The organism is Streptomyces sp. PSU-S4-23 (assembly GCF_055632315.1).
In genome coordinates this window covers 2958457-2983179 of the sequence record NZ_JBVMUU010000002.1, presented here as the reverse complement: position 1 = coordinate 2983179, position 24723 = coordinate 2958457, and the positions used below count along the sequence as shown (strand labels likewise).

General features: G+C 71.6%; 14 protein-coding genes and 1 pseudogene. 12 read left to right on the top strand and 3 right to left on the bottom strand.

Annotated elements, in window-relative coordinates; translation table 11 throughout:
* The first annotated feature begins 534 nt into the window (after positions 1-534).
* From ACZ79I_RS14115 to ACZ79I_RS14065, 11 genes and pseudogenes are all read left to right on the top strand, one after another.
* Entirely contained in the window at positions 535-1632 is a 1098-nt protein-coding gene (locus ACZ79I_RS14115; protein WP_471497470.1) for a cytochrome P450, read from the top strand.
* Positions 1633-1641: 9 nt separating this feature from the next.
* Positions 1642-3303, top strand: a complete 1662-nt coding sequence (locus ACZ79I_RS14110; protein WP_471497468.1) for a condensation domain-containing protein — start codon at positions 1642-1644, stop codon at positions 3301-3303.
* Between the two features lie 65 nt (positions 3304-3368).
* Positions 3369-6812 carry a non-ribosomal peptide synthetase gene (locus ACZ79I_RS14105; protein ID WP_471497466.1) on the top strand — a complete coding sequence of 1148 codons (3444 nt, stop codon included), beginning with the start codon at positions 3369-3371 and terminating at the stop codon, positions 6810-6812.
* A complete protein-coding gene (locus ACZ79I_RS14100; RefSeq protein ID WP_471497465.1) occupies positions 6809-10483 on the top strand; it encodes a type I polyketide synthase in 3675 nt (1224 codons plus the stop codon). The genes ACZ79I_RS14105 and ACZ79I_RS14100 overlap by 4 nt, the downstream gene beginning before the upstream one ends.
* The gene (locus ACZ79I_RS14095) at positions 10473-11744 is read left to right on the top strand and encodes an MFS transporter (RefSeq protein WP_471497463.1); all 1272 of its coding nucleotides are present in this window, start codon (positions 10473-10475) and stop codon (positions 11742-11744) included. Before ACZ79I_RS14100 ends, ACZ79I_RS14095 begins: the two co-directional genes overlap by 11 nt.
* A 25-nt stretch (positions 11745-11769) precedes the next feature.
* A complete protein-coding gene (locus tag ACZ79I_RS14090) occupies positions 11770-13053 on the top strand; it encodes a cytochrome P450 family protein (protein WP_471497461.1) in 1284 nt (427 codons plus the stop codon).
* Positions 13054-13055: 2 nt separating this feature from the next.
* Positions 13056-14069, top strand: a complete 1014-nt coding sequence (locus tag ACZ79I_RS14085; protein ID WP_471497459.1) for an NAD-dependent epimerase/dehydratase family protein — start codon at positions 13056-13058, stop codon at positions 14067-14069.
* Positions 14066-14857: a hypothetical protein gene (locus ACZ79I_RS14080; RefSeq protein WP_471497458.1), complete on the top strand. Its 792-nt coding sequence runs from the start codon at positions 14066-14068 to the stop codon at positions 14855-14857. The genes ACZ79I_RS14085 and ACZ79I_RS14080 overlap by 4 nt, the downstream gene beginning before the upstream one ends.
* Positions 14854-17184, top strand: a complete 2331-nt coding sequence (locus tag ACZ79I_RS14075) for an amino acid adenylation domain-containing protein (RefSeq protein ID WP_471497456.1) — start codon at positions 14854-14856, stop codon at positions 17182-17184. Before ACZ79I_RS14080 ends, ACZ79I_RS14075 begins: the two co-directional genes overlap by 4 nt.
* A 175-nt stretch (positions 17185-17359) precedes the next feature.
* Entirely contained in the window at positions 17360-18640 is a 1281-nt protein-coding gene (locus ACZ79I_RS14070) for a homoserine dehydrogenase (protein ID WP_471497454.1), read from the top strand.
* 37 nt (positions 18641-18677) lie between these two features.
* Positions 18678-19305 (top strand): annotated as a pseudogene (locus tag ACZ79I_RS14065) (threonine aldolase family protein); the annotation flags it as partial.
* Between the two features lie 62 nt (positions 19306-19367).
* Here the strand turns inward: ACZ79I_RS14065 and ACZ79I_RS14060 are convergent.
* From ACZ79I_RS14060 to ACZ79I_RS14050, 3 genes are all read right to left on the bottom strand, one after another.
* Entirely contained in the window at positions 19368-20393 is a 1026-nt protein-coding gene (locus ACZ79I_RS14060) for a 2-oxoacid:ferredoxin oxidoreductase subunit beta (protein ID WP_471497453.1), read from the bottom strand.
* Positions 20383-22245 (bottom strand): 2-oxoacid:acceptor oxidoreductase subunit alpha, encoded by a 1863-nt coding sequence (locus ACZ79I_RS14055; RefSeq protein ID WP_471497451.1) that lies wholly within the window; start codon positions 22243-22245, stop codon positions 20383-20385. Before ACZ79I_RS14055 ends, ACZ79I_RS14060 begins: the two co-directional genes overlap by 11 nt.
* Before the next feature lie 107 nt (positions 22246-22352).
* Positions 22353-23024, bottom strand: coding sequence for a TetR family transcriptional regulator (locus tag ACZ79I_RS14050; RefSeq protein ID WP_471497450.1), 672 nt, complete (start codon positions 23022-23024; stop codon positions 22353-22355).
* Positions 23025-23340: 316 nt separating this feature from the next.
* Here ACZ79I_RS14050 and ACZ79I_RS14045 point away from each other — a divergent pair, with 316 nt between their 5' ends.
* On the top strand, positions 23341-24534 hold the full coding sequence (locus ACZ79I_RS14045; protein WP_471504944.1) for an IS701 family transposase: 1194 nt from the start codon (positions 23341-23343) through the stop codon (positions 24532-24534).
* Positions 24535-24723: the final 189 nt, after the last annotated feature.

Below are 24723 nucleotides of genomic sequence, written 5' to 3'. Positions count from 1 at the left end.
AGGTCGACTTGCCGAAATGGTTCAGAGTTTTTCTTGATGCGAACGCGCAGCCCACGGGTTGTGCGGCGGCATCCGCGGAAGTGGGATGTGCGAGCTGAATCGGGAGCTTACGCAGGTGCGCGACCGGGTTCAGCAGATGGCCGGCGCACCGGAACCAGAATGGCAAGTTCCTTAAGTAGTCGGGTCCTGGACCGTCGCCGCTTGCCCGGTGCGGGCGGCCAGGGGATACGGTCCAGCTGTGTCGGTCGCGGGCGGTGAACCGCTCGGTTCTCGCGACTCCCCCGCCCTCTCCGAATTCGCGGGCGGCGTGCTTTCTCTCCGTCCGGCGCCCGGGCCGGCCTGTGCCGTCCGCCGTCCGTAACGCGATGCTTCCGTGAAAGGAGTCGGGCCATCTCCAGGCACCAAACTCGATCCTCCCGCTGCCCAGTCGACGCGGCATCAGCCGATCTCATCGACCCCACCCTCTACAGCAGCGGAGACGCCTACGAGATCTGGCGCCAGCTGCGTCAGGAAGACGGGCTCAGCTGGCACCAGGTGGACGACGAGCGGGGCTTCTGGTCCGTGGTGAAGTACGCCGACACCGATCTGGTGCTGCGTGACTCCGCCACGTTCACCTCCGAGCGGGGCACCCTGCTTGACCTGCTCGGCACTGACGACCCCGCCGGCGGGCAGCAGTTGGCCGTCACGGACCCGCCCCGGCACACCGAACGGCAGGCCCGGCTGAAGAAGGCCCTCGCCGTGAAGACGGTGGACCGCCAGCGGGAGACGATCCGGGGGAAGGTCGTCGACCTCCTCGAACCGCTCGGCTCGGGCCAGGCGTTCGACTTCGGCACGGCCATGCTGGCGCTGCCGATGTCGGTCACCGGCACGATGATGGGGCTGCCGGAGGCGGACTGGGCCTGGCTGAGCAGGCTGACCACGGTGTGCATCGCCGCCGACGACCCGGAGTTCCAGGATCCGGGCGGCAAGGAGGCGACGCTGCAGGCGGCCCACCGCGAGCTGTTCGGCTACTTCCAGGACCTCATGCGGCACCGCCGCGACAACCTCGGTGACGACCTGCTCAGTGTGCTGATCTCCACCCGCTTCGAGGGCCGGCACATGTCCGCGAGCGAGATCGTCGCGAACTGCTACAGCCTGCTGCTGGGCGCCAACGTCACCACCCCGCACGCCCCCACCTTCTTCCTCGCCGAGTTCACCGGCACCGACGTGATCGCGGACTGGGCGGCCCACCCCGAGGTCAACGGGACGGCCTACGAGGAGGCGCTGCGCTGGGCCTCACCGGTCAACCATGTCCTGCGCTACGCCACCCGGGACACGGTCGTGCGCGGTACGCGGATCGCCGCCGGTGACGCCGTCGTCGCCTGGCTCGGCTCCGCCAACCGCGACGAGGAGGTGTTCGAGAACAGCGAGACCTTCGACATCCGGCGCAAGCCCAACAAGCACCTCGCGTTCGGCATCGGCCCGCACTACTGCGTCGGGCACAGCGTCGCCCGCATCACCGTCAGCGTGCTGTTCGAGGAACTCTTCGCCCACTACGAGGACTTCGAGCCGGCCGGCAAGCCCGAGCGGCTCGTCTCCAACTTCGCGTCCGGCTACAAGCACGTGCCGATCACCGCGCGCCGGCGCTCCTGAGGGGATCCGATGGAAACGGCGAAAGACATGCTCCCGCCCATCCGGCGGCCCGCTGAGCCCCAGTGGTACGAAGCCAATCCGGCGCAGAAGGGGCTGTGGGTCCTGGACCGGGTGGAGCACCTGCGCCCCACGAGTCTGATCCCCACCGTCGTGCGGTTCTCGGGACCGGTGGACCACGACCTGCTCGTGGCCTCCGTACGACGGGTCCTCGGCCGGCATCCCGCGCTGCGCTCCCGCTTCCGGCTCGACGCCTGGAACAAGCGGATCGAGTACCGCACGGACGCCCCGCCCGCCGAGGCGGGCTTCCTCGACGCCGTCGCGGAGGGCTGGTCCGCGCACGAGCTGGACCGGCTCGTGGACCTCCTGTGCTACACGCCCTTCGACCTGGCCGACGAGGCACCCGCCCGGGCCGAGGTGATCCGCGTCGATGCCGGGACCACGCTGCTGGTGTTCACCGTGCACCACATCGTCTGCGACGGCTGGTCGCGCACGCTGCTCATGGCGGAGATCGCCGAGGTGTACCGGGCCGCCGTCGCCGGTGCCGAACCCCGCCTGAGCACGCCCCCGCATCCCAGCGAGGTGGTCACCATGGCGGGACCTGAGGAGACGGAGGAACGGCTGCCCGCGGTCCTCGAACGGCTCACGGGTGTGCCCGTCGACGTGCGGATCCCCTTCCGCCGGCAGACCGACGACCCTTCGCTGTCCGGGGCGAGCGCCGCCCTCCGGCTCGACGCCGGCCTCACCGAGGACCTGCTGGCGGTGGCCGAGGCCGAGGGCTGCACCCCGTTCATGGCCGGCACGGCCCTGTTCGCCGCCTCCCTGGCGCGCACGGGCGACCAGCGGGACTTCCTCTTCGCCTTCGGGTGGCCCGGCCGTGACGATCCCGCCCACGCCGACGCCATCGGCATGTTCATGAACACCGCCATGATCCGCGTGACCCTCGACGAGGCGACCACCTGGCGTGAGCTCCTCCGCACCACCCGGTTGGCCGCCATGGAGGCCTTCGTCGACGCCGACGTGCCGCTCGACGCCGTCGCCGCCGGCCTGCGTCCCGAGCGGGACGTCATCTGGCCGCCGCTGTCCGCGGTGCTGGTGAACATGGCGGAGGTGCCCGCGGACCTGCACCTGGCCGAGGACGTGGTGGGCCGCGTCCAGCCCCTGCCCTCCCTGCACATGAAGTACGACCTGGGCCTGTTCGTCACCGTGACCGAGGAGTCCGGCTCCCGGCAGCTGGAGCTGTCCGCCGACTTCATCGAGGCCCTCTACGACCGGGGCGACGTCGCCGCCCTCCTCGCAGACCTTCAGCGCTGTGCCATCCAACTCGTCGACTCTCCGGAGGAAACCGTGACCGACCAGTTCGCTGCCGTAGACCTGTCCACGCCCGAGGCCCGCATCGAGCTCGTCCGCTCCCTGTGGCAGGAGGTCCTCAGGACCGACGACCAGGTGGGCGACGACGTCAGCTTCTTCGACGCCGGCGGCGACTCCCTGCTGCTCATCATGCTCGTCGAGCGGCTCAGCCAGGCCTCCGGCCAGGCCCTGAGGACCATGGACCTCTTCCGCGCGGGAACCGTACGCGGCCACGCCGGACTCCTCGCCGCTCCGGCCGGGCCCGGCGCGCCCGCCGCCGGGGCCGGTGCCCGCGACCGCATCCTCGGCGCCGCCCGCGGCTGACCTCGGGCTTGCGTATCTCGCGCCAACCGCGACCACTCCTCGTACCCGTGGGAAGAGACTGATCGATGACGCTTGACGACCTTGCTGCCGCGGTCCTGGACACGGACGCGGACAGCGCGAGTTTTGGTGCCTACTCCTTCATCGAACTCGGCGGCGACTCGCTGCGCGCCATGCGGCTCGCCGCCCTGGCCCGGGAACAGCTGGGCGTGAGAATCCCGATGAAGGCCCTGCTCGGCGGCGAGCCGTTGGCCACCGCCCTGGCCGGTGCCGAGGTGGAGGCCGCGCCGCGGGAGTCCGTAGCCGCCGCCGACGCGGTGCCGCACGAGAGCGGGCTGTCCCGCACCCAGCGGGGCATGTGGCTCATCGAGAGCATCACCGGCGGCTCCCCCTACAACCTGGTGTTCACCGCCTTCGTCGAGAAGGGGGACCTGGACGTCGAGGTCTTCAAGGAGGCCATCGCCCGCACCGTCGCCCGCAACGAGGGGCTGCGCACCGTCTTCACCGAGGACGAGGCCACGGGCGCCGTGGTACGCACGGTGCTGGACGAACACACCGCGGAGTTCACCAGCATCGTCTGCGCCGGGGAGGCCGCCGGCTTCGAGGAGGAGGTACGCCGTACCTCCCAGGCGCACACGCGGCGCCCCTTCGACCTCAAGGCCGCGCCCGCCGTGCGCTTCTTGTACTTCACCCACGCGTCGGGCCGCCAGGCCGTCGTCCTGACGGCGCATCACATGGTGCTCGACGGCTGGGCCGTGGGCCTGCTCTTCAGGGAACTGCTCGCCCACTACGAGGAACTGTCGGGCGGCACCCCCGCGGACTTCGGCCGGGGCGTCCCCCTCGGCACCCTCATCCGGCGTCAGGAGGAGCAGCGGGCGGGCGGTCTGTGGGACCGGCAGACCGACTTCTGGACCCGGCACCTGGACTCCGTGCCAACCGTCCTGGAGCTGCCCGCTGACCGGCAGCGCCCCGCGGTGCAGGACGCGGCGGGCGACCGCCGGCCCCTCGACCTGGGCGGTCCGGCCAGCGCCGCCGTCTCCGAGACGGCCCGTGCCCTGGGCATCACCCCGTTCGCCCTGCTGCTCGGCGCGTTCACGCTGACGCTCGGCCGCACCACCGGGGTGCGCAGTCTGCTGGTCGGCGTACCGCTGCTCGGCCGGGACACCTCCGAACTCGAGGGTCTCGTCGGAGTGGCGGGCAACCTCGTTCCGGTGCGGATCGACATCGACGACTCGGCGTCGGTCGCCGGCTACCTGCGCTCCGTGCAGCACTCGCTGACGCTCAGCATCGACGCGGGGCAGGTGCCGTTCGAGGAACTGGTCGCCCGTCTCGGCATCGAGCGCAGCGTGGGCTGCCACCCGCTGGTCCAGGTGTGCTTCGGCATGCACGACCAGCTAGTTCCCCAGTGTCTGGGCACCTCCGCGCTCGACGTCCGGATCGAGGAAGGGCACGGCGGCGGCGCGCAGTTCGACCTCACCCTGCTGGTGGGACAGGCCGAACCGACGCTCGCCGGCCATGTCGAGTACGCCACCGCCGTATGGACACAGAGCGAGGCCGACGGGTTCATCGCCGACTTCCGCGCCGCCACCGAGGCGCTGGCGACCGCCCCGGACACGGTACTGGAGGACGTGCGCTGCCTGTCCGCCGAGCGCCGTGCGCAGCTGGCCGCGGTCAACGACGTACGCGAGGAGTTCCCGGCCACCTCCATGGACGAGCTGTTCCGCCAGGTGGCGCGGCGCTCGCCCGACGCGGTCGCGGTCCGCGAGGGAGACGTCGAACTGACCTACGCGGAGCTGACCCGGGCGGCCGACCGGCAGGCCCGGCTGCTGCGGCAGGCGGGTGTCCGCGACGGTGACACCGTCCTTGTCGGGGTAGAGCGCTCCGTCGCCGAGGCCGTGGCCGTCCTCGGCGCGCTCTTCGCTGGCGCCGCCTATGTCGGGGTGGACCTCGGCCTGCCCCTCGCGCACACCGAACTGATCGTGGCCAAGGCCGCGCCCGCGGCCGTGATCGTCCCGGCGGACAAGGCGGACCACCCCGCGCTGCGGGACGTGGCGGCCGTGACTTCCTGGGAGGCTGCCTGGGCCGACTCCGCCGACGCGGCGGACAGCACCGGGCGTTCCGCCGCCGACAGCGGACGCCGGGCCTACGTCGCCTTCACCTCCGGCTCCACCGGGCAGCCCAAGGGCGTCAGCGTCCCGCACCGCGCCGTCATCCGCCTGGTCCACCAGGCGGACTACGTGCGCACCGGCCCCGGCGAGCGGATGCTGCGGCTGTCGCCGCTGCCCTTCGACGCCTCCACGCTCGAACTGTGGGGCGCGCTCCTCACCGGCGCCACGCTGGAGATCTATCCCGCCGACTCGCTGCCCTCCCCGAGCGAGCTGGGCGCCTTCCTGGTCGAGCGGGAAGTGACCGTCGCCTGGCTGACGGCGGGCCTGTTCCGGCTGGTCGAGGAGTTCGCGCCGGACTCGTTCGGCGCGCTGAAGCAGCTGCTGACCGGCGGTGACGTCGTACCGCACGACCATGTCGCCAGTGCCCTGGCCCGCCACCCCCACCTGGTTGTCACCAACGGCTACGGGCCCACCGAGAACACCACGTTCACGACCACGCACACGGTCACCCGTCCCGAGGACGTGTCGGGACCCCTCCCCATCGGCACCCCGATGCCCGGCACCCACGTCCATGTCCTCGACGAGCGGGCCAGGCTCGTTCCGCCCGGCGCCGTGGGCGAGCTGTACACGGGCGGCGAGGGACTGGCCGACGGATACATCGGCGACGAGGCCGAGACCCGGCGGCGTTTTGGACGGTTCTCGCCCGACGTGCCCGAGCGGCTCTACCGCACCGGCGATGTCGTACGCCTCGACACCCGGGGCCGGCTCGCCTTCCTCGGCCGCGCCGACGACCAGGTCAAGCTGCGCGGCTACCGCATCGAACTGAGCGCCATCAGCGATGTGCTGACGGGACACCCACAGGTCAAGGACTGCGTGGTGGTCGTCACCGGGGCCGACAGCGCCGAGAAGCGGCTCGTGGCGGGCGTGGTGCCGGACCCCGGTGCCGCCCCGGGCACGGACGAGCTGCGCAGATATCTGGCCGCCTCGCTCCCGGACTACATGGTGCCCACGCTGTGGGCGCTCGTCGACCGCATTCCCGTGACCGCGAACGGCAAGGTCGACCGCAAGGCGCTGGCCGCCGTGGCCACGGCCGCGGGGCGGGCTCCCGCCCCGGCGGCGCCCGCCGCGCAGCTGCCCGCCGACGACGTGGCGACGCGGATCGCCGAACTGTTCACCACGGCCATCGAGCGCACGAGCAACCGCTCCGGGAAGACCGCCGGGCCGGTCGACGCCGACACCGACTTCTTCGCGATGGGCGGCACGTCGCTGGGCGCGGTCCAGCTGATCCGCCTGGTCAAGCAGGAGTTCGGTCTGACGCTGCGGCTGCGCGACTTCCTGCTCACCCCCACCGCTGCCCATGTGCGCCACCTCGTGGAGGAACTCGGAAGGGCGGACGACCAGTGAACGGGACGGTGGCGGTGGCCCGGCCCACCGAAGCGATAGCCGTCGTCGGAATGGCGTGCCGCTACCCGGGCGCCGCCGACGTACGCGAGTTCTGGCAACTGCTGCGCGACGGGCGTGAAGGCATTACGCGGTTCGACATCGACGCCCTGCTCGCCAAGGGCGCGGACCCCTCACTCGTGCGGCGCCCGGAGTTCGTACCGGCCAAGGGCGTGCTCGACGGCTCGCGCAACTTCGACTGGACGTACTTCCGCTACAACCGGGCCGAGGCGGCGCACATCGACCCGCAGCAGCGGGTGTTCCTCGAATGCGCCGCGACCGCCCTCGACGACGCTGCGCTCGACGCCGGCCGGTTCGAGGGACGCGTCGGGGTGTACGCCGGGTCCGACCGGACCCTGCTCGACAGCTCCGGCGACCTCAGCCCCCTGGTCCGCATGGTGAGCCACGAGAAGGACTTCGTGGCGACCCGCGTGGCGTACAAACTCGGACTGCGCGGTCCCGCGATCACCGTGCAGACGGCGTGCTCCACGTCACTCACGGCGATCCACATGGCGCGCCAGGCGCTGCTGACCGGCGAGTGCGATGCGGCGCTGGCCGGCGGTGTCACCGTGTCGCCGCCCGGCGAGTGGGGCTATTTGCACGAGCAGGGCAGCATCCTCTCGCCCGACGGCCACTGCCGCCCCTTCGACGAGAAGGCCGCTGGCACGGTGCCCAGCGAGGGCGTGGGGGTGGTCGTCCTCAAGCGTCTGGAGGACGCGCTGCGGGACGGCGACCGGATCGCCGCGGTGATCCGGGGCTCGGCCCTCAACAACGACGGCTCGGACAAGCTGGGTTTCACCGCGCCCTCTATTCCCGGCCAGAGCGAGGTGATCCGGCACGCCCAGCGGGTCGCCGGGGTCGAGCCGGGCGCCATCGATCACATTGAGTGCCACGGCACGGCCACCCCCATGGGCGACCCGGTCGAAGTGGCGGCCCTGAGCGATGTGTTCGGCACCGCACAGCAGGACCACCCGACCTGGCTGGGCTCCGTCAAGAGCAACATCGGCCACACCAGCGCGGCGGCTGGGGTGGCCGGGTTCATCAAGACGGTGCTGATGATCGAACACCGGGAACTGGTGCCGACACTGCACTACACCAAGCCGAACCCGCTGCTCGACCTGGACACGTCGCCCTTCGAGGTGTGCGTCGACAGCCGCCCGTGGCCCGCGGGCCGGACCCCCGTCGCCGCGGTCAGCGCCTTCGGCGTGGGCGGCACCAACGCCCATGTCGTCCTCGCCGCCGCGCCCCTGCCCCCGGCACCCGCCGAGGGCTCGTCGGCCCGGGCACTGCTGCTCTCCGCCGCCACGCCCGAAGCCCTCGGACGGTACGGCCATCAGCTCGCCGAGCGGCTCGAAGCCGAACCCGCGCCGGCGCTCGACGCGGTGGCACGAACGCTGGCGGACCGCAGGCAGCATCCGCACCGGGCCTGTGTCGTCGCGCGCGACCACGCCGAAGCAGCCCGGCTGCTGCGCGGTGTGCGCGCACCGCAGCGGCGGTCGCTGTCACAGGTGGCGTTCCTCTTCCCCGGGCACGGAGTGCTGCGGCACCCGGCGGGTGCGGCCCCGTACCGGCTGCTGCCGGTGTTCCGTGAGCACTTCGACGAGATCGCCGGCTTCGCCAGGGCCCGCTTCGGGATCGACCTGTCCCCGGTGATCTCCGGCGCACCCGTGGCGCCGGAGTGGTTCGAGGACTGGGCGCACCAGCAACTGGGGCTCTACACGCTCGGCTACGCACTCGCCCGGCAGCTGCAGGAGTGGGGGGTGAAGCCGACGGCGCTCTTCGGCAACAGCGTCGGCGAGTACGCCGCCGCCGCGCTCGCCGGAGTGTGGTCGCCGACCGACGCGGCCGTCCTGGTCCACGAGCGCGCCGAAGGGCTGCGGGCCACGGCACCCGGCCGGATGCTCGCGGTCAACGCCCCCGTGGAGCAAGTGGCCCGCAGGGTGCGGCTGGGCGACGAGGTGACCGTCTCCATGTTCAGCCGGGGCGGCGTGGTGCTCTCCGGCCCCGCGCAGGCCATGACGGAGCTGATCGAGGGCGACGCGTTGGCCGGCCTGGACCTGAAGCCGCTCAACGTCGACCGGGCCGCTCACTGCGAACTGCAGGCCCCCGTGGCCGACCGTCTCGCGGAGCTGATCTCGGCCATGCCCACCCGGCTGCCCGAGCTGCGCGTGGTCTCCAACGTCACCGGCGACTGGGCCGACCCCGACGCCGTGTCGGGCCCCGACTACTGGGGTGCGCATGTGCGCAGGCCCGTCCAGCTGGACGCCGGTATGGCGACGTTGCTCGGCTCCGACTGCGACACGTTCGTCGAACTCGGCCCGGGCAGCACGATGCTGGGCGCGCTGCGCCTCGCCCCCCAGTGGGACCCGGCCCGCGTCGCGGTGCCGCTGCTGGGCAGGGAGCAGGACGAGGAGCGCGGGCTGCTGCGCGGCCTCGGGGCGCTGTGGGAGCGCGGCCTGGACGTCGCCGGCCCCATCCTGGCCGCGGCCGGGGCGGCCCTCGACGGCGCGCCGGACACCGCCCTCCGGTGCTCGCTGCCGGGCCACCCCTTCGCCGAGCAGGACCCCGGGACCGAGGCACCGCGCCCGGACACCGCGCGGGCCGACGGCGCCGACCGGGGGTCCGCGGCCCGGCGCCGGGTGGAGGAGCTGTGGTGCCGGTCGCTGGGCGTGACGTCGGCCTCCGACCCGGACAACTTCTTCGACCTCGGCGGTGAGTCGCTGGTGGTGCTGAACCTGATGACGCAGCTACGGGAGAAGGCTCACGTCGTCGTCCCCGTCGCCGAGTTCATGCGTGAGCCGACCTTCGGCCACCTGCGCCGGGTCGCGGAGGAGCAGCTGGGCGACGGGCCTTTCGAGGAGACCGTGCCCGAGGCCGCCGTCACCGAGGCGGCCACCCCGCCCGAGCCGCGCTTCACACGGCTGCGTGAGGGCGCGGGCAGGCCCGTGTTCCTGGTGGCGGACGCGGCTGACTCAACGCTGAGCTACCTCGCCCTGGCCGACGGCCTGGACACGACGCGCCCGGTGCTGGGGCTGGAGCCCAGAGGTGTCGACGGGGCGCGGATCGAGGAGATCGCCGCGTTCCACGTGGAGACGCTGACCGGGCTCCAGGCCGAGGGCCCGTACACCATCGGCGGCTGGTCCTTCGGCGCCGTCGTGGCCCATGAGATGGCTGGCCAACTGGCGCGGCGCGGGGCACGCGTCGACCTGCTCGTCTGCCTGGACGCGTACATGCCCGGCCAGGCGGGCCGTCGCATCGGCACCGACCCCGCGTTCGTGCTGGGGCACCTGCGGCTCATGGCCTGGGCCGCACTCGGAGTGGGTGAGGCGGGGGCGCAGGCCCGGCGCCACCCGGCGCTGCGTGGGCTGCTGCTGGACAAGTTCCGTGCCCTGACGCGCTACCGGCCCCGTCCGGTCAGCTGCCCGACCGCGGTGTTCAAGGTGGGCGTCGGCGCCGGGGAGGCCCTGCGGCTGCGGCTCGGCCTTGAGGGACTGTACGGGCCCGACGTCACCGTGGTGCCAGTGGCCGGTGAGCACTGGTCGATGCTGCGAGAGCCCCACGTGGGTGATCTCGCCGCGAAACTCAGTGGCCTGCTGGCCGACGACTCGGTCGAGGAGCGGCACGATGGCGAGTGACCGGACAACGGCCACCGCGGCCGACGTACCCGAGTCGGCGCCCGGGCCGTCCGCCGGGCCGGCGCTGCTGCGCAACCGGTCCTTCCAGGCGCTGTGGAGCAGCGAGGCGTTCGCCGGTGTCGGCGAGCAGGCCGCGGGTGTCGCCTATCCGCTGCTCATCCTGACCACGACGGGTTCGGCGGCCGCCGCCGGACTCGTCGGCTCGTCCCAGCTGCTCGCGCAGGGCCTGATGTCCTTCTGGGGCGGCATCCTTGCCGACCGGATGGACCGCAAGCAGCTGCTCATCGGCTGCAGCCTACTGCGGGCGGCACTGCTCGGTGCGTTCACCCTGCTGGTCCTCGCGGACGCGGTGAACGTGGTCGTGACGCTCGGCATCGCCATCGTGTCGGCGGCCTGCTTCGGCCTGTCGATGCCCGCCGGCATGGCGATGATCAAGCAGTTGGTGCGGCCCGACCAGCTTGCGCAGGCGACCGCGCAGAACCAGATCCGGTGGTTCGGCGCCATCACGGTGGGGCCGTCCGTCGGCGGTGCCCTGTACGGGGTGACACGGGTGCTGCCGTTCATCGGCGCGAGCATCTCCTTCGGGGTCTCGACCGTGCTGATGCTCTTCGTCCGCAGGACGCCACGACCGCTCGCGGTGGCCGGGGGGAAGAAGGAACTCCTCGGCGGTTTCCGCTACCTGGCGAAGCACCCGGTGCTGGGTCCGCTGATCGTCAGCGTCACGCTGTCCAACCTGGCGTTCAACACGACCGGGATCTCCCTGGCCGTCATCGCCACCGGGACCGCGCGCGGAGCGTCCGAGTCGTTCATCGGGCTGACCCTCGCGATCGCCGGCTCCGGCGGGCTGGCCGGGGCGCTGATGGCGCAGTTCGTCATCAAGCGGGTCCGTCCGTCGGCCGTGTTCATCGCGGGCTACTGGATCGGGCCGGTCGCCGCCGTGCTCCTCGTGACCGTGCCCGGGGTCGTACCGCTCGGCATCGTCGTCGCCTGCGTCTACATCCGCGGCCCGATCATCAACGCGCTGTTCCTCACCTACACGGCCAAAGTCGTGCCCGACGAGCTCCAGGGCCGGGTCCTCGGAGCGATCGTCTTCAGCTCCACGATCGTCTCGCCCCTCGGCGTCCTCGCGATCGGCGCCGTCTTCCAGGCCGCGGGCCCGGTCTGGGTCTTCGCCACCATCGGTGCCATCGCCACCCTCGGTGCCCTGCCCACCCTGACCAAGGGCATCCGGACCCTGGCCTCGGTCCAGGACCTGACGTGAACCGAACCACCACCAAGGAGTTGTCATGACAGACGTGCTGCCCCCGGAGTTCTTCACTCATCCGATCGACGACCGGAACGCGACCTACGCGCAGCTGCGGTCCGCCTGCCCCGTGCGCGCCATCAACCATCCGCCCGGCGCCGAGGCGTACATCGTGTCGGACTACGAGATGGCGCTGAAGGCGTTCGGCGACAGCCGTATCTCCAAGTCCCTGGACAACGCGCCGAAGTGGTTCCGCGACCAGCTCTTCGACAACAGCCCCGTGCAGGCCCGCAACATGCTCATCGCGGACGCCCCGGAACACTCGCGGCTGCGCAAGCTGGTCAGCAAGTCCTTCGTTCCGCGCCGCATGGAGAAGCTGCGCCCGCGCATCCAGGAGATCGCCGACGACCTCATCGACGCGTTCCCGGAGTCGGGCGAGATCGACCTGATGGAGTTCGCCCGCGTCCTGCCAGTCATGGTCATCTTCGAGTACCTGCGTGTGGACGTCTCGGACCGCGAGATGCTCTACGACTGGTCCAAGATCCTCGGCGGTGCCCCGTACGCCGACGAGGAGGCCAACAACCGGCTCAAGCAGGTGAGTTCCGCCTTCGAGCAGTACATCCTGGATCTCCTTGAGGCCCGCCGCTCCGACCTGGGCGACGACCTGGTGAGCCAGCTCCTGCGCGCGGCCGACGAGGAGGGCACGTTCACCATCGACGAGATCGCCTCGACGATGTCGCTGGTGATCATCGCGGGCCAGCGCACCACCACCAACCTCATCGGCAACGGCGTCCACGCCCTGCTCACCCACCGCGACCAGTTCGACCTGCTGCGCTCCCAGCCCGACCTGGTGGTCTCCGCGGTCGAGGAGTTCCTGCGCTACGAGTCACCGAGCTACCGCGGCACCCTGCGCGTCGCCGCGCAGGACATGGAGATCGGCGACGTCTCCATCGGCAAGGAGGCGTTCGTCCATCTGCTGATCGCCGCCGCCAACCGCGATCCGAACATCTTCGAGGACCCCGACCGCCTGGACATCACCCGCACCAACAACCGCCATCTCACCTTCGGCCACGGCCCGCACTTCTGCCCGGGCGCCCCGCTGTCCCGCCTGGAGGGCCACGTCGTCTTCCCCACGCTGCTGCGCCGGCTCGAGGGCCTGATCCTGGCCATCGACCCGGCGGACACCGAGTGGGTGTACGACAACTCGGTCAGCCGCGGCCTGGCGAAGCTGCCGGTGTCGTACGAGCGTCTGCGGCCCCGCGCCGCCGACGCCACCGCCGAGGAGCCGGCCATGACCGGCTGCCCCGTTGCCCACGGGGGTGCCTGACCGTGCGGACCCTCGTACTGGGCGGTACGGCCTTCCTCTCGCACGCCATTGCCGACGAAGCCGTACGCCGAGGGCACGAGGTCGTCTGCGCGGCGCGCGGCACCTCCGGGAACGTCCCGGACGGCGCCACGCTCGTCAAGGTCGACCGGGACGCCCCCGACGGCCTCGCCCCGCTGGCGGGCCAGGACTTCGACGCGGTGGTCGACGTGGCCACCATGTCCTACCCGTGGGTCCAGCAGGCGCTGCGGGTACTCGGCACGCACACCCGGCACTGGACGTTCGTGTCGTCCATCAACGTGTACGCCGACGCCGTCACCGCCGGGCAGAACGAGGACGCGGCGCTCCACGAGCCCGCCGAGTCCGGGGCGGCGGCGCTGGCCCGGATCGAGCACCCGCATCTCTACGGCGGCATCAAGGTCGCCTGCGAGAACGCGGTGCGCGCCGCCCTGGGCGAACGGGCGCTGGTCGTGCGCTCCGGGCTCATCGTGGGGCCCGGCGACGTCTCCGACCGCTTCGGCTACTGGCCCGCGCGGATCTCCCGCGGCGGCCGCGTCGCCGTGCCGGACGTCCCCGAGCAGCCCACGCAGTTGGTCGACGTACGCGATCTCGCGGCGTGGATCGTCGACGCGGGCGAACAAGGCGTCGGAGGCACCTTTAACGGCGTCGGCCCGAGCCTGCCCTTCGGCGAGCTGCTCGACCTGATCGTCAAGACGGTCGGCGCACCGGACACCGAACTCGTCCCGGTCGCCGAGGAGCACCTGGACCGGGCCGGGGTGCAGGTGTGGCGGGGACCGAGGTCGCTGCCGCTGTGGGTGCCCCCCGAGGACCGCGGCTTCATGGCCCACGACCACACCCGAGCCGTCGCGGCCGGTCTCACCCACCGCCCGATCGAGGACGTCGTCGCCGATGTTCTCGCCCACGAGTGTCACCTCGGCCTCGACCGCGAGCGCGAGGCGGGGCTCACTCCGGCCGAGGAGGCCGAGCTGCTGGAGAACCCGGAAGGCGAACCGCGATGAGCACAGACAGCTGGCGCAGGATCGGCGAGGGCGACCCGGCCCGTACGGTCCTCGCGGTGGACTTCGACTCCACCGGCAGGCCCGAGGCCGACTTCCGCCGCCTCGCCGCGCATCTGACGCCGCGCCGGGAGATCTGGCAGACCACCCAACCCGCCGAGTCCGAGCACGAGTTGCTGTCGGCGGCCGACTACTTGAGCCGGTGGCGCAGGCTCCCGGAGGGCCCGCGGCACATCGACACCGTCATGGGCTACTGCGTGGGCGCCGTGTTCGCCGCCGCCCTCGCCGACGAGATCGCCGAAGAGCAGGGGGAGCGGCCGGCCCTGCTGCTCCTCGACCCCGAGCCGGTGGACCGGCTGAGCCTGTACCGCGACTTCCGCAAGACCGTCGACACCCTCACGGTGGTCCCCGAGCAGGAGCGCTCCGGCGCAATCGCCGAGGTCGTCCGCGTGACGGCCGGAGACGACGACTTCACCGCCATCGCGGCCCAGGTCGTCAAGGCCTACGAGACCGTCGCGGGCACCGCCTTCGACCTGCTCGGCTTCGACGAGGAGACCAGCGAGGACCTGCTCGGCCTGTTCCGGTCCTACGTCTCCTACCTGCACGCGGCCCGGCAGCTGAACCCGGAGCCGGGCTGGGCCACGGCGCTCGCCCTGACCTCGGCCGACGGCGGTCCGGGCGCCGTGGACGCGCGCGCCGTGCAGAGCTTCCCCGTGCACACCGCGGCTCTGCTCGACACCCCGGACGTGGCCGAGGCCGTACACCGATTCCTGTTGGAGCGTGGCGCATGACCGTGCACGACACACAAGCACCGCGGACCACGTCCGCGGGAGGGATCCTCCTCGACGACGTCACCGCGTCGCCGGCCGCCGACTGGGCCGACCACGCCCTCGCCTGCGCGGCGGCCTACGTCCACCGGCTGACCTCGGAAGGGGACCTGGCGCTCACGGTGGCCGGCCTGCCCGGGCCGCTCAGGCTGTCCGTCGAGCCCACGACGACCCTGGCCGAGCTGGTGGAGCGGGTCCGCGCGGCACGCACATCCCCGGTCGCGGCCGAGGCCCCCGCCACGCCCGTCGGCACCCAGGTGTTCCTCGACGGCGGCCCGGTGGCCGTGGACGACCTCGCCCTCGTCCTCACCCTCGACGCGGACGGCCACCTGAACGCCCGGGCGCGGGGCAACCCGGAGCGCCACAGGGACGAGGAGGTGGCGGCGCACACCGACCGACTCAGCCACTTCACCCGGCGCCTGCTGGAGGCCGGCCCGACGGCCGAGGTGGGCGGCATCGAACTGCTCACGCCGGCCGAGCACCACCAGATCATGCACGTGTGGAACGACACCGCACACCCGGTGCCCACCCTGACGCTTCCCGAGCTGGTCGAGGCGAACGCCGCGGCGCACCCGGAGCGGACCGCCCTCAGCCACCGTGACCAGCGTCTCAGCTACGCCGAGCTGGACGGGCGCGCCAGCCGGATCGCCCGGCTGCTGATCGCTGACGGCGCTGGCCACGGGGACATCGTCGCCATGGTGCTGCCGCGGTCGGTCGACTACGTCGTCACCGCCCTCGCCATCGTCAAGACGGGCGCCGCCTATCTGCCGGTGGACACGAGCTACCCGGTGGAACGCATCAACCAGGTCCTCGCCGACGCCGGGGTCACCCATGTGGTGACCGTGCGGGAGCTGACGGATTCGGTCCTGGTGTCCGCGCGGCAGCTGGTCCTGGACGCCCCGGACGCCGTGGCCCGGCTCGCGGCGGCCACCCCCGCCCCGCCCACGGACGCCGACCGGCGCGCACCGCTCACCCCCGACTCCCCGGCATACGTGCTCTACACCTCGGGTTCGACGGGACGCCCCAAGGGCGTGGTGGTCGCCCACCGTGCCATCACCAACCGACTGCACCACATGCAGCACCAGATTCCGCTGGGCCCGGACGACCGGCTGCTGCAGAAGACGCCGGCCGGGTTCGACGTGACCGTGCGCGAGGTGTTCTGGCCGCTGCTCGCCGGGGCGTCGATCGTGGTCGCCGACCCCGACGGGCACCGCGACCCTGCGTACCTGGCCGAGACGATCGTCACCGAGAACATCACCATCACGCACTTCGTGCCCTCCGGCCTGAAGGTGTTCCTGCGGGAGCCGGGCGCCGCCGCCTGTACGAGCCTGCGCCGTGTGGTGTGCGGCGGCGAGGCCCTGCCCGCCGAACTGCAGGCGTGGTTTTCCTCGGTCCTCGACGCCGATCTGTTCAACGTCTACGGCCCCACCGAGGCGGCCGTGGACGTGACCTCGATGCTGTGCCCGAAGAAGCCCGAGCCCGGCCCGGTGCTGATCGGCCGGCCGGTATGGAACACCCGTCTCTACGTGCTCGACGAGCAGCGCCGCCAGCTGCCGCCCGGGGTGACCGGCGAGCTGTACCTCGCCGGTGTCCAACTGGCCGAGGGATACCTGGGCCGGCCCGACCTGACCGCCGAGCGCTTCGTCGACGACCCGTACGGCGGGCCCGGCGCCCGCATGTACCGGTCCGGGGACGCGGCACGCTGGCGGGCCGACGGCGTCATCGAGTTCTTCGGCCGGCTCGACCACCAGGTCAAGATCCGGGGGTTCCGGGTCGAGCTGGGGGAGATCGAGTCCGTTCTGCTGCGCGACGGGCAGCTCAGCCAGGCGGTCTGCCTCGTCCGCGAGGACACTCCGGGCGACCAAAGACTGGTGGCGTACGTGGTCTCCGCGCACGACACGGCCCCCGACCTGGACAAGCTGCGCGCGCAGGCCGAGTCGGCGCTGCCCGACTACATGGTGCCGAGCGCGTTCGTCGTCCTGAAGCGGCTGCCGCTCACCGCCAACGAGAAGCTGGACCGGGGGGCCCTGCCCCGGCCCGAGTCCCAGGTGGCCCGCGCGGGACGTGAACCGGCCACGACGGGGGAGATCCTGGTGGCCGAGCTGTTCACCGAGCTTCTCGGCATCCGGGACGTCGGCGTCGAGCAGCACTTCTTTACTTCCGGCGGCAACTCCCTGCTGGCCAGCCGGCTGATCAACGACATCCACGAGCGCTCGGGTGTGCGCCTGCGGATCAGGCAGCTCTTCGACGATCCGACCGTCGGCGCGATCGCCGGCCTCATCACCCCGTAGACCGCCCACATCACCCCGTGGGCCGCGCCCGGGCAGTGCCGGCACACACCCCCCGCCGGCACCGCCCGGGCTCGCCACCGTGGACGCGGGACCGTCCGCCGGACGTCCACGCCCCTTCCCCTCCCCGGCCGACCACGGCCCTCTCACTTCGGTCTCGGAAACGGAGCAGTCCGACATGCGCACTCTGAAAGTAGCCTTGCTGGGTTGCGGCGTCGTCGGCAGCGATGTCGCACGGTATCTGGCGGCTCACGAAGCCGACCTCACCGCACGCATCGGCGCCCGGGTGGAGCTCGCCGGGGTGGCGGTGCGCCGCGCGGACCTGCCTCGCCCCGGCATCCCCTCCCACCTCGTCACCACCGACGCGGACGCCCTGGTGACCCGGGGCGACATCGACGTCGCGATCGAGGTCATCGGCGGCGTCGACCGCCCATACGACCTGATCACGAAGGTGTTCGCGCACGGCGCCTCCGTCGTCAGCGCCAACAAGGCCCTGATCGCCGCCGAGGGCGCCGCACTGCACGCCGCTGCCCGCGACAGCGGCGTCGACCTGTTCTACGAGGCCGCGGTGGCCGGTGCCGTACCCCTGCTGCGGCCGTTGCGCGAGTCCTTGGCCGGCGACCGGGTCACCCGGGTGCTCGGCATCGTCAACGGCACCACCAACTTCATCCTCGACCGCATGGACACCGCCGGCTGGGAGTACCCGAGGGCACTGAAGGAAGCCATGGCCCTCGGCTACGCGGAGGCCGATCCGACCGCCGACGTCGAGGGCCACGACGCGGCCGCCAAGGCGGCCATCCTCGCCGGACTCGCGTTCAACACCCGGGTCCGCCTCGACCAGGTGCACCGCGAGGGCATCACCGACATCACCGCCGCGGACATGGCCGCCGCCCGGTCCGTGGGCCGGGTGGTCAAACTCCTCGCCGTCTGCGACCGCGCCCCGGACGGCGACATCACCGTCCGGGTACACCCGGCGATGCTGCCCGCCGGTCATCCGCTGGCCTCGGTGCGCGACGCGTTCAACGCGGTGTTCGTGGAGGCCGACGCCTCGGGGCAGCTGATGTTCTACGGCCCCGGCGCGGGCGGGGCGCCCACGGCCGCCTCCGTGCTCGGCGACCTCGTCGCCGCCTGCCGCAACCGGCTCGCCGGGGTCACAGGGTCCGACGACACGGCGTACGAACGACGCCGGGTCCGGCCGATCGGGGACGTGGTCACCCGCTACCACATCACCCTGGACGTGACGGACCAGCCGGGCGTCGTCGGCACCGTGGTCGCCGTACTCGAACGCCACGGGGTGTCCGTCGAGGACTTCCGGCAGACGCGTGCCGACGGCGGCGCCCGGCTGTTCCTGTCCACCCAGCGCGCCCTGGACGGGGCGCTCTCCGCGGCCGTGGCGGCACTGCGCGACCTGACCCAGGTGCGGGGCGTACCGCGCACCATCCGCGCCGAGGCCCTCTGACCGCGGGGGCCTTCGACCGCCACCCGTACGCTCCCGGCCGGAAGGGCCGCACGATGACGACAGCCCCCTCCACGATCCCACCCGGCGTGGTTTCGCCAGCGACAACCACGCGAACGGCACCGGGGCCAATGTGGTGGCGCTGCAGGCCATGCTCGACGTCTGTCAGGCCGTCATCTGCGCCGAGTCGGCACACATCAACGTGGACGAGTGCGGCGCACCGGAACGGGTGGGCGGCATCAAGCTGCTGCCCCTCCCCACCCCGGACGGCAAGCTCACCCCCGAACTGGTGGCCCACCGCGCGGCGGATCTCGGCAACCGGCACCGGGCACAGCCCAGGGTCGTCCCGTTCATCTCGGCCCAGTTGGACATGCTGCTCGACGGCGACCTGTGGCCGCGCTCGGCGGGCCCGCGCCAACGCCATGGCCGACCGGCTGCACAGGGCGGTGCGCGGGCTGCCGGGCCTGACCGTCACCCGCCCCGTCCAGGCCAACCACGTCTTCGCCGTCCTTCCGCCGGACGCCACGCGGCGGCTGCTGAAACGCTTCCCGTTCCACGTCTGGAACGAGCGCACCGGTGAGGTCCGCTGGGTGACCGCCTTCGACACCACGGAGGAGGACGTGGACACGTTCGCGGCCGCCATCGGGGAGGAACTCGGGGCCAGCTGAGGGAAACAGAAGGCGGCGGCACCACCGGTTCGACCGGTGGTGCCGCCGCCTTCTGCTCAGGATCAGCCGACGACGGTCCAGGTGTCCCCGCCGGCCAGCAGCTCCGTCAGGCCGCCCTTGCCGTGTTGTTCGACGGCGGTGTCGAGTTGCTCGGCCATCTCTGTGTCGTAGACGGGCCGTTGCACCGAGCGGAACACACCGAGCGGGGTGTGGTGCAGGGTGTCGGGGTCGGCCAGCCGGGACAGTGCGAAGGCCGTGGTGGGGGAGGGGGAGTGGGCGTCGTGGACGAGGACCTCGGACTCGTTCTCCGCGGTCACGTCGACCACTTTCAGGTCGCCGGTGAGCCGGTCGCGTACGACACCGCGCGCGCCGCCCGCGCCGAAACGGACAGGCTTCCCATGCTCCAGGCGGATCACCGCCTCGTCCGCCGACTGCCTGTCCTTGAGGGCGTCGAAGGCGCCGTCGTTGAAGATGTTGCAGTTCTGGTAGATCTCGATCAGGGCCGTGCCGGGGTGGGCGGCGGCCGCGCGCAGCACTTCGGTGAGGTGTTTGCGGTCGGAGTCGATCGTGCGGGCGACGAAGGACGCCTCCGCGCCGATCGCCAGCGACACCGGGTTGAACGGGGCGTCCAGCGAGCCCATCGGCGTCGACTTGGTGATCTTGCCGACTTCCGAGGTGGGGGAGTACTGGCCCTTCGTCAGGCCGTAGATCCGGTTGTTGAAGAGGAGGATCTTAAGATTGGCGTTGCGGCGCAGGGCGTGGATGAGGTGGTTGCCGCCGATGGACAGCGCGTCCCCGTCGCCGGTGACCACCCATACGCTCAGGTCCCGCCTGGACGTGGCGAGTCCGGTGGCGATCGCCGGTGCCCGGCCGTGGATGGAGTGCATGCCGTAGGTGTTCATGTAGTACGGGAAGCGGGAGGAGCAGCCGATGCCCGAGACGAACACGATGTTCTCGCGGGCCACGCCCAGCTCCGGCATGAACCCCTGCACGGCCGCCAGGATCGCGTAGTCGCCGCAGCCCGGGCACCACCGCACCTCCTGGTCGGACTTGAAGTGCTTGGGCAGGAGGCGGAGTTCAGTGGCCACGGATGATCGCCTCCAGTGTGTGGGCGAGCTGCTCTGCCTTGAACGGCATGCCGTTCACCTGGGTGACGGATCGCACGTCGACCAGGTACTTCGCCCGGATGATGGTGGCGAGCTGGCCGAGGTTCATCTCCGGCACGACGACCCGCTCGTACCGGCGCAGGACGTTGCCGAGGTCACGTGGGAAGGGGTTGAGGTGGCGCAGGTGCGCCTGCGCGATCGGCTCGCCGGCCGCGCGCAGCCGCCGTACCGCGGCCGTGATCGGCCCGTACGTCGAGCCCCAGCCCAGTACCAGGGTCCTGGCGCCGTCCGGGTCGTCGACCCCGATGTCCGGGACGTCGATGCCGTCGATCTTGGCCTGCCGAGTGCGGACCATGAAGTCGTGGTTGGCGGGGTCGTAGGAGATGTTGCCGGTGCCCTCCTGCTTCTCGATGCCGCCGATGCGGTGTTCGAGGCCGGGCGTGCCGGGGATCGCCCAGGGCCGGGCCAGGGTCTGCGGGTCGCGCTTGTAGGGCCAGAACACCTCGGTGCCGTCCTCCAGGGTGTGGTTGGGTCCCTGCGCGAACCGCACGTGCAAGTCCGGGAGTTCGTCCGGTTCCGGGATGCGCCAGGGTTCGGAGCCGTTGGCGAGGTAGCCGTCCGACAGCAGGAACACCGGCGTGCGGTACGTCAGCGCGATCCGGGCCGCCTCGATCGCCGCGTCGAAACAGTCCGCCGGGGTCCGTGCCGCGACCACGGGAACCGGGGCCTCGCCGTTACGGCCGTACATAGCCTGCAGCAGGTCGGCCTGCTCGGTCTTGGTCGGCAGACCCGTCGAGGGCCCGCCGCGCTGGACGTCGACGATCAGCAGCGGCAGCTCCAGCGAGACCGCGAGCCCGATGGCCTCCGACTTCAGGGCCACACCCGGGCCGGACGTCGTCGTCACCGCCAGCGATCCGCCGAAGGCGGCTCCGAGGGCGGCACCGATCCCGGCGATCTCGTCCTCGGCCTGGAAGGTCCGTACGCCGAAGTTCTTGTGCCTGGACAGCTCGTGCAGGATGTCCGAGGCCGGCGTGATCGGGTACGAGCCCAGGTACAGTGGCAGATCCGCCTGCCGGGACGCGGCGACCAGGCCGTAGGACAGGGCGAGGTTGCCGGAGACACTGCGGTACGTGCCGGCCGGGAACGCGGTGGCCGCCGGGGCGACCAGGTAGGAGACGGCGAAGTCCTCCGTCGTCTCACCGAAGTTCCAGCCCGCGCGGAGCGCCGCGATGTTGGCGGCCGCGATGTCGGGCCGCTTGGCGAACTTCGACTTCAGGAACTTCTCGGTGCCCCCGGTGGACCGGTGGTACATCCACGACAGCAGGCCGAGCGCGAACATGTTCTTGCTGCGCTCCGCCTCCTTGCGGGAGAGGCCGAGGTCCTTCAGCGCCTCCACCGTCAGCGTGGTCAGCGGCACCGAGTGGAGGCGGTAGCCGTCGAGTGAGCCCTCCTCCAGCGGCGAGGTCGCGTAGCCCGCCTTCCGGATCGCCCGCCCGGTGAACTCGTCGGTGTTGACGATCACTTCAGCGCCGCGCGGCAGATCGCCGATGTTCGCCCGCAGCGCCGCCGGGTTCATCGCGACGAGTACGTCCGGGGCGTCGCCCGGCGTGAGGATGTCGTGGTCGGCGAAGTGCAACTGGTAGGAGGAGACCCCGGGCAGGGTGCCGGCGGGGGCCCGGATCTCGGCGGGGAAGTTCGGCAGGGTGGCGAGGTCGTTGCCGAAGGACGCGGTCTCCGCGGTGAAGCGGTCGCCGGTGAGCTGCATGCCGTCACCCGAGTCGCCCGCGAACCGGATGATCACCCGGTCCAGCCGGCGGACTTCCTTGATGTACACGGTGCTCCTCTCGTCGCGCTCGGATGGAAGCCGCAGCCGAAACTATGGGGCGAGAAGGGGCGCGTCCCAGCCCCTGGCCAAGTCCGCTCCCGATCTTGGCAAGTCGCTTAAACAGCACCGTCCTCGGCCGTCCGTGCCCGTCCTGGAGCGTTCCGCGTGTGGGCCCCGGTCCGCCGCTGCTGGGGCAGGCGCACGGTCGGGGAGACCCCGCGCAGCGTGAGCTCCCAGATTTCAGCGACCTGGGTCACCGCGCGGACGTGGTCCGGCCCCGCGGCCTCGCCGCCGGTGTGGATGAGCATCTCGGCACCGGTCACGAGATGCGTGGCCAGGGAGAGGAGCGCACGCGGGTGGGTGCCGGGGCTCAGGGACTCCTCGGGCACACGGGTCACGAGATCCTCGATCACCGGAATCCACGAGGAGGGCCAGGGGGAGGCGGTCGCCACGCGCTCGCGGCTGAGCCCGGCGGCGGCCCGGACCACGGAACTCTCCTCAAGCAGACCGACGACGGCGAGGGTGATGGCGATGATGGTCTCCAGCGGGGGCTGACGTGTTCTGAAGATCCGTTGCACCACTTCGCCGGTGAGCGTGATGCCGTGTTGCTGCACCGCGTCGGCGAGTGCGGCCTTCGAGCGGAAGTGGAAGGTCAGCGCGCCCATGGAGGTGCCCGCCCCGGCGCAGATCCGTCCCAGTGATGTGGCCTCGTAGCCGGCGGCGTCGAAGGCGTCGGCGGCGGCCCGGATGAGGGACTCCCGGGTCCGGACCGCTCGTCCCTGTTTCACCGTGGACAGCCTCCGCGAGCCGGGCGCTCGACGCGTTCCGCGAACATCAGCGATCGCGTCACTGCTGGTCTCCTCTCAATCCGATGGGCCGGATTGCCTCCAGCTTCCGGTGGCGAGAGCTCCGTCACAACGCCGACTTCCTATAGATGTACGGGGTTTGGAGGCCGCATCTGCACCTGTGACCGTTTTTTACTGAAATGCCCGCAGCTACTTCAGTGACTTGCCGAAGTCTCACCGAAAGCGCCCACCCTTTCAAAAACAAAGAGAACATTCGCTATTGTTTTCTCGTCGGGCATGCACGTGGAGGGAGCGCATGATGGCCGGGCAACACCTGGTTCTGCCGCCGCAGTGGAGTACGACCTCGCTGAACACCTTCAGCGACACGCTCTTCGGACATCTTCCGCGGGCCGACCAGCGACGATGGGCTCTGGGCTACCTGCGCGGGCTGCTCACGACGCCGGGCAAGAAGTCCATACGCCGCCTTGCCGCCGCGATTTCGGCGTCGCCGACGGCGTCGCAGTCCCTGCAGCAGTTCATCAACACCAGCCCCTGGGACTGGGAACCGGCCCGTGAGGAACTGACCCGGGTCGTACAGCGGCGCACCACGCCCCTGGCCCTGACGTTCGCCACGGCGTTCCTGCCCAAGCGCGGTGCGCACTCGTGCGGGGTGCACCGCCGTTTCGTTCCACGGCTGGGCCGGACCATCAACTGCCAGATGGGAGTCGGGTTGTTCCTCTCCTTCGGGGACACGCACCTGCCGGTGGACTGGCGTCTGATGCTTCCCGAGCGGTGGAGCGACGACGCGGACCTGCGTGAGCGGGCCAGGATCCCCGGTACGGCCCGCCACCGTCCGTACGGGGAGCACATCCTCGATCTGCTCGATGCGGTCGCGTCCCGCGCGGGGCTCACCGCGGTCCCCGCGGTGGTGGACATGAGCGAGTGCCCGGACGTGACCCCCCTGGTCAACGGCCTGAGCCGGCGCGGGCAGGACTTCGTGGTGGCGGTGCCGCCCGGTCTGCGGATACTCCCGCTCGGCCCGCGCGCCGCCGCTGCCGACGCCCAGGACGCCCAAGGCGCCCTGTCCGTCCAGGAGTTCCTGCACCGGCACGGCACCCGCCAGACATGCGCCACGGTGCACGCCCCGGGCCGCGGTGAGGTGAGAATGCTGTCCACCCGGGTCCGGCTGCCCGGCAGCAGGCAGACCCACCGCCTCCTCGCCGAGTGGAACCCCACCCGCCAGGGCCCCCCGCGCGCATGGCTCTCCACCCTCCTCGACGAGCGCGCCGGGCGCATCGCCGCGCTCGCCCACCTGACTTCCGGCGCCGCCGCCACCGTGAGCTGCCTTGAGGAGGACTGCGGCCTCCTCGACTTCGAGGGCCGCTCCTACCCCGGCTGGCACCACCACATGACCCTGGTCTCCGCCGCCTACACCTACAGCCGCCTCTACTCCCCGGCCTCCACCGCCCTCGCCGCGCCCGATGCCCCCGCCCTACTGCCCCACACCGCCTGAGAGCCCTGGAGCCTGTCCGGCGGATCCGGCCGCAGACGCGGGGTGTGGCACGCGCATCTGCCGCGTTGTCGTCACTCGCCGACGTCCCCCAGCCTTCGGCCGGGAGGTGCCGCCACCGCGTCGCCCGCCGCGGCAGCGGCTGATCGGCTCAGCCTCCTCCGCCTTGCAGCTGAACGCACCACACCCTGC